At 75.1% G+C, this 9629-nt stretch carries 5 protein-coding genes; 2 read left to right on the plus strand and 3 right to left on the minus strand.

All coding sequences use genetic code 11. The features are described from left to right. Positions 1-12 precede the first annotated feature (12 nt). Both ACFC1X_RS10850 and ACFC1X_RS10855 read right to left on the minus strand, forming a co-directional pair. The gene (locus tag ACFC1X_RS10850; protein ID WP_376350986.1) at positions 13-1779 is read right to left on the minus strand and encodes a S8 family serine peptidase; all 1767 of its coding nucleotides are present in this window, start codon (positions 1777-1779) and stop codon (positions 13-15) included. Positions 1780-1930: 151 nt separating this feature from the next. Continuing rightward, positions 1931-5197, minus strand: a complete 3267-nt coding sequence (locus tag ACFC1X_RS10855) for an AAA family ATPase (protein ID WP_376350989.1) — start codon at positions 5195-5197, stop codon at positions 1931-1933. Positions 5198-5368: 171 nt separating this feature from the next. Here ACFC1X_RS10855 and ACFC1X_RS10860 point away from each other — a divergent pair, with 171 nt between their 5' ends. Further along, on the plus strand, positions 5369-7396 hold the full coding sequence (locus ACFC1X_RS10860) for a thioredoxin domain-containing protein (protein ID WP_376350992.1): 2028 nt from the start codon (positions 5369-5371) through the stop codon (positions 7394-7396). Between the two features lie 177 nt (positions 7397-7573). Beyond that, positions 7574-8779, plus strand: coding sequence for a glycosyltransferase (locus tag ACFC1X_RS10865; protein WP_376350995.1), 1206 nt, complete (start codon positions 7574-7576; stop codon positions 8777-8779). On the opposite strand, the gene ACFC1X_RS10870 is transcribed toward ACFC1X_RS10865, so the two are convergent. Then, positions 8776-9510, minus strand: a complete 735-nt coding sequence (locus ACFC1X_RS10870; RefSeq protein ID WP_376350997.1) for a Mut7-C RNAse domain-containing protein — start codon at positions 9508-9510, stop codon at positions 8776-8778. The two genes, ACFC1X_RS10865 and ACFC1X_RS10870, sit on opposite strands and share 4 nt — an antisense overlap. Positions 9511-9629 lie beyond the last annotated feature (119 nt).

Consider the following 9629-nt stretch of genomic DNA (forward strand, 5'->3'; position numbering starts at 1 on the left):
TCCCGCCGTTCCTCAGCCGGCGAAGCAGAAGCCGAAGCTCCAGCACTGGACGGTGCGGGAGGCCGTGTCGGCGTGGCCGGTGCGGTCGGTGACCGTGAGGGTGGCCGTGAAGTTCTGCTGGGCGGCCGGGTACCGGTGCGAGGCGGTCACCCCGGTGTCCTTGCCGCCGTCGCCGAAGTCCCAGGCGTAGGAGGCGATGTCGCCGTCGGGGTCGGTGGAGCCGGAGGCGTCGAAGTCACAGCCGGTCTGCATGCAGAAGACGGAGAAGGACGCGGTGGGGGCGCCGCCTGCGGGAGGTGCGCCGGCCCGCACGGACCGGGTGACGGTGTCGCTGTTGCCCGCGCGGTCCGTGACGGTCAGCGTGACCTCGTACGCACCGGCCGCGCCGTAGGTGTGGGAGGGGGCGACCCCGCTGCCCCGTTCGCCGTCGCCGAAGTCCCAGGCGTAGGAGGCGATGTCACCGTCCGGGTCGGTGGAGCCGGAGGCGTCGAAGGCGCAGGACGGTTCCGACTGCGAACAGTCGGCGGTGAACGCCGCCGTCGGTTCTCCCGGCGCGGGGTCGTCGCCGCCCAGGCCGGACACGTTGAGCAGCAGGTTCGGCGAGCCGCCGCCCGGGCTGCCGACCTCTCCCCGGTCGGCGCCGTTCACGAGGGCGTCGCGCACCTGCCCGGGTGCGGCGCCGGGGTGGGCGGCGAGGTACAGGGCGGCGGCACCGGCGGCGTGCGGCGCGGCCATGGACGTACCGCTCATCGTCGCCTGCCCGCCGCCGTTGCGGGTGGAGACGATGTCGCTGCCCGGCGCGAACAGGTCGAGGCAGCGGCCGTAGTTGGAGAAGCTGGAGCGGGTGTCGCTGCGGGTCGTCGCGCCGAGGGTGACCGCGGCGGCGGTACGCGACGGGCTGTACCCGCACGCGTCCCGGTTGTTGTTGCCGGCCGCGACGACGGTGGTGACGCCGGAGTCGATCAGGCCCTGCGTGGCCTGGTCCACGGAGGAGTTGGCGTCGCCGCCGATCGACATGTTCGCCACCGACGGGCCGGAGGCGTTGCGCGCCACCCAGTCGATGCCGTCGATGATCTGCGACCACTGGCCGGTGCCCTGGCAGTTGAGCACGCGGACGGAGACGATGCCGACGTCCTTGGCGACACCGTAGGCCGCGGACCCCACGGTGCCCGCCACGTGCGTGCCGTGGCCCTGGCAGTCACTGGCGTCCGAGTCGTTGTCGATGAAGTCGTACCCGCTGCCGGCCCGGCCCCCGAAGTTCGGGTGCCGCAGGTCGACGCCCGTGTCGATGACGTACGCGGTGACGCCCGAGCCGGTGTTGGGGTACGTGTACGAGTCGTCCAGCGAGCCGTCGACGCGGTCGATGCCGTACGAGGGCGGGTTCGGCTGGGTGCCGACGGCTCTGGCGACGCCGTCGGCCTCCACGTACCGCACACCGTCGGCCGCGGCGAGCCGCTTCGCCTCGGTCTCCGTGGCCGATATCGCGAAGCCACGGAAGGCCGCCGAGTAGACCTGCCCGACCTCGACCCCGTACCGCTTCGCGAGGGCCGACGCGTCGGCCCGCACCTCGGACTCCGCCGCCGCCCGCGCGGACGGCCGGCCTTCCAGGGCCACGATGTACCGGCCGGGGACCGCGCCGGCCGTGTCCGCGTTGCGGATCGGACCCTCGGCGGGCTTCCCGTCCGCCGGGGCCGCGGTGACCGGCCCGGCGAGCGCCAGCACCGTGGTCGCCGCCGCTCCGACGCACAGCGCGCCCAGCTGCCTTCTCCTTCTGCGCATACCTCTGCTCCTCAGTGGGGGTGGGAGACGGTTCCGGAGGGGAGCCACCGGAACCGGGCGGGCTCACCCTCCGCCGAGCGGGATGCGCGAACAATCCGTGGTGCGGTAGGTATCACCTACGTATTCGACGCCGCGTCACTGGCAGGTCGTCCTAAGCGCCTTCGGCCGGAACCTCGGCCCGGGAGGCCACGCCGAGCTTGCGCAGTACCTTCGCGACGTGCTGCTCGATGGTGCGCGGCGACAGGAACAGCACGTCGGCGATCTCCCGGTTGGTGTGCCCGAGGGCCACCAGGCGGGCGACCTCGCGCTCGCGGGGCGAGAGCGTGTCGCCGTAGCCGCGCCGGCCCCGGTGGGACGGGGTCGTCACGCCGGTGCCGCGCAGGACCCGGCGGCAGCGGGCGGCGTCCCGGGTGGCGCCGAGCGCGGTGAACTCCTCGGCCACGTCGCCCATCCGCCGGGCCGCGTCCGCCGCCCCCGTCGCCAGCGCCTCCCGCGCCGCCGCCTCGCCGGCCCGGGCCGCCGCGTACGGGCGGGGGAGCGCGGCGTATCCGGCGCGGGCCGCCCGGAAGGCGGTCACGGCGTCGTCGTGCCGTCCCGCGGCCGCCGCGAGGATGCCCCGGCAGGCGTCCACCGCCGGGCGCCCCAGGGGAACGTCCAGGCCCGCGAGGCCGGCCGCGAGCTGCTCCGTCACCGCCTCCGCCTCCGCCCGGCGCTCCGCCCGCACGTAGGCGGCCACGACCATGGGGGCCAGTTCCGCGCCCCAGCCCCAGATGTCCTTGCGCCGCACCCTGGCCGTCGCCCGGTCGGCCAGGGCGCAGGCCGCGTGCGTCTCGCCGCGGGCCAGCAGCAGCCGGACCATGGCCGCGGACGCCGCCGCCAGCACCGGCGCGGGGCAGTTGTCCGGGTCGCCGAGTCCGGCCCCGGCCAGCCGCGCCTCCGCCTCCTCCCACTCGCCGCGGGCCAGCGCCAACTGGCCCAGGACCAGCTGCGCGTCGGCCATCACGGGCGCCACGCCCAGGTGGCCCTCCCAGGTGCGCCGGGCCCGTTCCCCCAGCCCTTCCCACCGCCCGGCATGCCAGTCCAGGCGCAGCCCCGTCCCCGCCGCGATGCCCGCCACGAAGGTCGCCCCGTGCTCGCCGGCCAGCCGCTCGGCCTCCCGGCAGTAGCGCCGCGCCCGGACGTCCTGGCCCAGCCAGGCGGCGTAGTCCGCGAGGTTCCCCCAGGTACGCGCCGCCTGAACCCCCACCTCGGCCCCCGCCCGCCCACCGCCCCGCAGAGCCACCTCGGCCTCCTCCCACACACCCCGCTCACCGCGACAGGCCCGCAGGGCGAAGTGATTCCCGCGGACGGCCATACGAAGCCCGGCGTCTTGCAGGCCGGTGTGTTGGGGGCTGGGGTCATGCAGGCTGGCGCCTTGGTGGCTGGCGTTTTGGCGCTCGGGGGCGCGCGAGTGGGCGTCTTGGGGTCCGAGGTCCCGCAGGCCGGAGTCTCGCAGTACGGCGTCTTGGGGCTCGGGGTGCCGCATCCCCGCGCTTCGCGGTCCGGGGTTTCGCGGCTCGGTGTCCCGCAGCCCTCCGCCCCGAGGCCCCTCGTCCCGTAGCTCGGGGTCCCGCATCCCCGCGCTTCGCGGTCCGGGGTCTCGCGGCTCCGTGTCCCGCAGTACCCCGCCCGCAGGCCCCTCGCCCCGCAACCCGGCCGCCCACAGCCCCCCGCCCCGAGGCCCCTCGTCCCGTAACCCGGCGTCCCAAGCCCCCGCCTCCCACAGCCCCCCGCCCCCAACCCCCGCCCCCCGCCCCACAAGTGCCTCCGCCCGCTCGATCCATCGCTCGTACACCCGGTACGGATGGTCCCCCCACCCGGGCAGGGCCAGTGCTGCCATGCCGCGGGCCGCGAGGGCTGGGCGGGTGTGGAGTTCCTCCACGGCGATTTCCGTGTCGGCGCGGGCCTGCTCGTAGTCGCCCGCGTGGTTGTGCAGCAGCAGTCCGAGGTTCAGCCGGATCTCGCCGCGCAGTCCGTCCGGCAGCCGGTCGTCCTGCACGGTGCGGCGCAGGAGTTCCGCCGCCTGCCGGTAGGAGACGCTGTGCACCGCCGCCCGGCTGAGCCGGATGGCCAGCCGCGCCCGCTCCAAGGGGCCGAGCCGCGCATCGGACAGCAGGGACTCCAGCAGCTCGACGGCGAGCGCCAGGTCGCCCGTCCGCAGAGCCGCCCGCGCGGCCGCCTTCCCGTAGTGGTGCCAGCGGGTCGTGTCGCCGGACTCCCTGGCGTGGTAGGTGAGTTGGACGAGCGGCAGCGGGTCGGTCCCGTCCAGGGCCCGTACGGCGTCGCGGTGCAGTGCGCGCCGGGCCGGGCCGGTCATGCCTCGGTAGACCGCCTGCTGGGCCAGCGTGTGCCGGAACCCGTAGCGGTCCGGGCCCAGTTCGTGCAGGACGGCGGCCCGCAGCGCCTCCCGGAGCGCGGTCCCAGTCCGCACCGTCCCGACGCCCGCCACCGCCGCGATCAGCTCCTCCCCGGTGGGCACCCGGAGCACCGCACAGGCCCGCACACACGCGACGGCCTCCGGCGAGAGCAGGCTCATCCGGTCGGCCATCGCCTCGTGCAGCCGCGTCGGCACCCCGACCGCGTCCAGCGGATCCGACCCGTCCCACCCGTCGGGCAGCGCCCGCACGACCTCCTCCAGCACGAACGGAATCCCGGCGGTGCGCTCGTGCAGCGCCTCGGCGAGCGCGGCCGGTACCCGGGCGTTGCCGGTGAGCGCCGCCGTCATGCTGCGCACCGCGCTCACGTCGAGCGGCCCCAGCGGCACCAGGACCGCCGTCGTCCCCGGCGGCTGCCGGTACGCCCTGCCCAGCGGCAGCCCCGCCCCGGGCAGCTCCTCACGCCGGTAGCTCAGCACCACCGCCAGCCCGGCGGGCGGATCGTCCACGAGGAACCGCACCAGGTCCCGCGTCCCGTCGTCCGCCCAGTGCAGGTCCTCGACGACGACCACCCCGGCCCCGGCGCCCTCGAGCAGCGCCCGCACGGCGCGGAACAACCGGTGCCGGACCGCCCCGTGCTCGGTCAACGGCTCCGGCGCGGGCGGCAACCGGTCACCCAGCTCGGGCAGATAGGGCCGCAGCGCCCCGCACACCGGGTTCAGTCCGTCCGGCAGCCGGCCCTCCAGCCGCCGCAGCAGCTCGAACACCGGCCCGTAGGGGAAGGGCTCCCGCAGCGGATGGCAGCCCCCGGCCAGCACCGTCCGGCCCCGCACCGAGGTGTGCCCCAGCACCTCCCGGATCAGCCGGGTCTTCCCGATCCCCGCCTCGCCCTCCACGAGAACCACCGCCGGAGGATGCGCGAGGGCGTCCAGCAGGGCGTGCAACTCGCCCGTCCGGCCCACCAGCACGGGTGTCTCGGAGCGTCGCCGGACCACATCACTCATGCACGACTCGGAACGCGGGACGTAGGCGGGGTACACGCGGGAAAAGTGCCGTGGGTTGCGTCGCGGAAACTAACCCGGCCAGGACCGGTGCGGCAATACGCGCGCCGGTCGGCACCAACATGGGCCCGGCAAGCTGGGCCCGGCGCACCCGATCATGCGACGATGCCGGGTATGAATCGCCTGGCTGATTCCCAGTCGCCCTATCTGCTCCAGCACGCCGACAACCCGGTGGACTGGTGGCCATGGGGAGAGGAGGCGATGGCGGAGGCGAGACGGCGGGACGTGCCGGTGCTGCTGAGCGTCGGCTACTCCGCGTGCCACTGGTGCCACGTGATGGCGCACGAGTCCTTCGAGGACGAGGCCACCGCCGCGTACCTCAACTCGCACTTCGTGAGCGTCAAGGTCGACCGCGAGGAGCGGCCCGACGTGGACGCCGTCTACATGGAGGCCGTGCAGGCGGCGACCGGGCAGGGCGGCTGGCCCATGACCGTCTTCCTCACGCCGGACGCGGAGCCCTTCTACTTCGGCACCTACTTCCCGCCCGAGCCCCGGCACGGCATGCCGTCCTTCCGGCAGGTGCTCCAGGGTGTCCACCAGGCCTGGGCGGAGCGGCGGGACGAGGTCACCGAGGTCGCCGGGAAGATCGTGCGGGACCTGGCCGGGCGGGACATCTCCTACGGCGACGCGCGGGCGCCCGGCGAGGAGCAACTCGGGCAGGCGCTGCTCGGGCTGACCCGGGAGTACGACGAGCAGCGCGGCGGCTTCGGCGGGGCGCCGAAGTTCCCGCCGTCCATGGTCGTCGAGTTCCTGCTGCGCCACCACGCCCGCACCGGCGCCGAGGGCGCGTTGCAGATGGCGCGGGACACCTGCGAGCGGATGGCCCGCGGCGGCATCTACGACCAGTTGGGCGGCGGTTTCGCCCGCTACTCCGTGGACCGCGAGTGGGTCGTGCCGCACTTCGAGAAGATGCTCTACGACAACGCGCTGCTGTGCCGTGTCTTCGCCCACCTCTGGCGTGCCACCGGCTCGGACCTGGCCCGCCGGGTCGCCCTGGAGACCGCGGACTTCATGGTGCGGGAACTGCGCACCGCGGCGGGCGGGTTCGCCTCCGCGCTGGACGCGGACAGCGACGACGGCACGGGCCGGCACGTCGAGGGCGCTTACTACGTGTGGACGCCCGCGCAGCTCACCGAGGTGCTCGGCGCCGAGGACGCCGAACTCGCCGCCCAGTACTTCGGCGTGACCGAGGAGGGCACCTTCGAGCACGGCGCGTCCGTGCTGCAACTGCCGCAGCAGGAGGGTGTCTTCGACGCCGCGCGGATCGCCTCGGTGCGGGAGCGGCTGCTGGCCGCTCGGGACGGCCGGCCCGCCCCCGGCCGGGACGACAAGGTGGTCGCCGCCTGGAACGGCCTCGCGATCGCCGCGCTCGCCGAGACCGGCGCCTACTTCGAGCGCCCCGACCTGGTGGAGGCCGCCGTGGCCGCCGCCGACCTGCTGGTCCGGCTGCACCTCGACGAGCAGGTCAGGCTCACCCGCACCAGCAAGGACGGCCGGGCCGGTGCCAACGCCGGGGTGCTGGAGGACTACGCCGACGTGGCGGAGGGCTTCCTCGCGCTGGCCTCGGTCACCGGGGAGGGCGTCTGGCTGGACTTCGCCGGGTTCCTGCTGGACCACGTCCTCACCCGCTTCACGGACGCCTCCGGCTCGCTGTACGACACCGCGTCCGACGCGGAGCACCTGATCCGCCGCCCGCAGGACCCCACCGACAACGCGACGCCGTCGGGCTGGAGCGCCGCCGCGAACGCCCTGCTCTCCTACGCCGCCCACACCGGTTCCGAGCCGCACCGCACCGCCGCCGAGCACGCCCTCGGCGTGGTGAAGGCGCTCGGCCCGCGGGTCCCGCGCTTCGTCGGCTGGGGGCTGGCCGCCGCCGAGGCGCTGCTCGACGGGCCGCGCGAGGTCGCCGTCGTCGGACCGGACGCCGCCGACGCCGCCGCGCGCGGGCTGCACCGTACGGCGCTGCTGGGGACGGCGCCGGGCGCGGTCGTCGCCTTCGGGGCGGAGGGGAGCGACGAGTTCCCGCTGCTGGCCGATCGGCCGCTGGTCGGCGGGGCCGCGGCCGCGTACGTCTGCCGGAACTTCACCTGCGACGCGCCGACGACCGATCCGGAGCGGCTGCGGGCCGCGCTGAACGGCTGAGGCGGCCCGTGCGCGGGTAGTCGAAGAGTGGCGGGCGGACGCGTCCGGGCCCGCGGCGGGGCGGGCCGATCCGCCCGACGTCGCGTCCGCCATGAACCTTTCGGCTCCGGCCGCCGTCTTCGGCATCGGTGCGGACCGCATCGAGATCCGCCGAACCCAGCCCTCCGGAGCCGCCCGATGAGCCACGAGTCCACCGTCCCCGGCGCGTTGGGCCGTCCGGCCGTACGTCCCTCGGAGCTGCCCTCGGAGGCACCCGCGGTGCCGCCCGAGCCGGCCGCCGTCACCATCGTCGTACCGACCTTCAACGAGTCGGGGAACATACGGCAGCTGCTGCGGCGGACGGCCGAGTCGGTGCCGGCCCGGCTGCCCTGCGAGGTCGTCTTCGTGGACGACTCCACCGACGACACCCCGGACGTGATCCGCGCGGCGGCGCCCGACTGCCCCTTCCCGGTCACCGTGCTCCACCGGGACGAGCCGGTCGGCGGGCTCGGCGGCGCCGTCGTCGAGGGCATGCGGGCGGCCGGGGCGGACTGGATCGTCGTCATGGACGGCGACTGCCAGCATCCGCCCTCGCTCGTGCCGGAACTGGTCGCCACCGGCGAGCGGACGAAGGCCGGGCTCGTCGTCGCCTCCCGCTACACGCAGGGCGGCAGCCGCGCGGGCCTGGCCGGCGGCTACCGGGTGGCGGTCTCGCGGGCGGCGACCTGGCTGACCAAGGCGCTCTTCCCGCGCCGGCTGCGCGGCATCAGCGACCCGATGAGCGGCTTCTTCGCGATCCGCCGGGCCGAGGTCACCGCCGACGCGCTCAAGCCGCTCGGCTACAAGATCCTGCTGGAACTGGCCGTCCGCGACCGCCCCGGTACGGTCGCCGAGGTGCCGTTCGTCTTCGAGGAGCGGTTCGCCGGGGAGTCCAAGTCCACCGCGCGGGAAGGGCTGCGCTTCCTGCGCCACCTGGTCGGGCTGCGCACCGCCGCGCCGCTGGCCCGCATGATCGTGTTCGGGCTGATCGGGCTGAGCGGCTTCGTGCCGAACCTGGCCGCCCTGTGGGCGCTGACGTCGGCCGGGCTGCACTACCTGCCGGCCGAGATCGTCGCCAACCAGTTCGGCGTGGCCTGGAACTTCCTGCTGCTGGAGCGGCTGCTCTTCCACGACCGGCGGCGCCACCGGCACTGGGCCGACCGCACCCTGCGCTTCGCCCTGATCGCCAACGCCGACCTGGTCCTGCGCATCCCGCTGATCGCCCTGCTCGTCGCCCAGTTCGGCCTCGCCGTACTGCCGGCCACCGCCCTGGCCCTGGTCATCACCTTCGTCCTGCGCTTCGCCGGCACGGAGGCACTCGTCTACCTCCCGCGCGGGCGCCGCGCCCTCAAGCGCCCTCGCTAGGGCGCTTCCCGCCCCGACTCCGTGAGGGCCCGTGCCACGATCGCCTCCAGCTGGTCGTGGTGGGCGCCCTTCCAGTACGCGCGGCCGCAGTCGCCGCAGCGCGCGAAGACGTCGTACGAGCGCTCGGTGCCGCCCTTGAGCTGGTCGGCCACCTCGTCCTTGGTGGCCGGGGCCAGGGGTCCGTTGCACGCGGTGCACCGGGTCCACGGGCGCAGCTCGGGCCGGAACCGGGCCAGGACCTCCCGGAGCTGTTCCTCGGGGCGGGTGCTGTAGACGTAGGCGCCGGCCCACAGCTCGCGGCGGCGCAGCAGGCCCCGGTCGCGGCTGAGCATGACCCGGCGCTCGGCCGCCGAGAGGGAGGCGAGCGCCGGGTCGCCGAGGTCCGCCGACTGGTACGCCGTGTCAACGCCGAGCAGCCGCAGCCGGCGGGCGAGGGTGCCGAGGTGGACGTCGAGCAGGAAGCGCAGGGGAGCGCCGGGTACCTCCTGGGGGTGCGCGACGGCCCGTACGCGCACCGACTCGCCGCCCGCGGGGACGTGTCCGGTCGGGACCTCGCGGCCGTCGACGAGGAGGGCGCCGACCTCGGTCAGCGGGACGCCGAGGGACTCGACGACGTGCCCGAGGGTGGAGACCCCGTCGGCGGTGGCGCGGGTGACCCCGGTGGGGCGGGCGCGCGGTACGAACAGGTGCAGTTCGGGAGGGAACTCGACGTGGATCTCGGGACCGTTCACCGGTGACCTTCCTCGTGCCGCCGGCCGCCTAGTGATCTGGTTGTGAGTCGGTCGGGCACCACATGAGTTGCCTTCGGTACCAAGTTGGCGGGTTTGGCTGACGGGTGCCGGTCGGCTTC

Origin of the sequence: Streptomyces sp. NPDC056128, from assembly GCF_042263835.1 — a bacterium.
Taxonomy (GTDB): domain Bacteria; phylum Actinomycetota; class Actinomycetes; order Streptomycetales; family Streptomycetaceae; genus Streptomyces.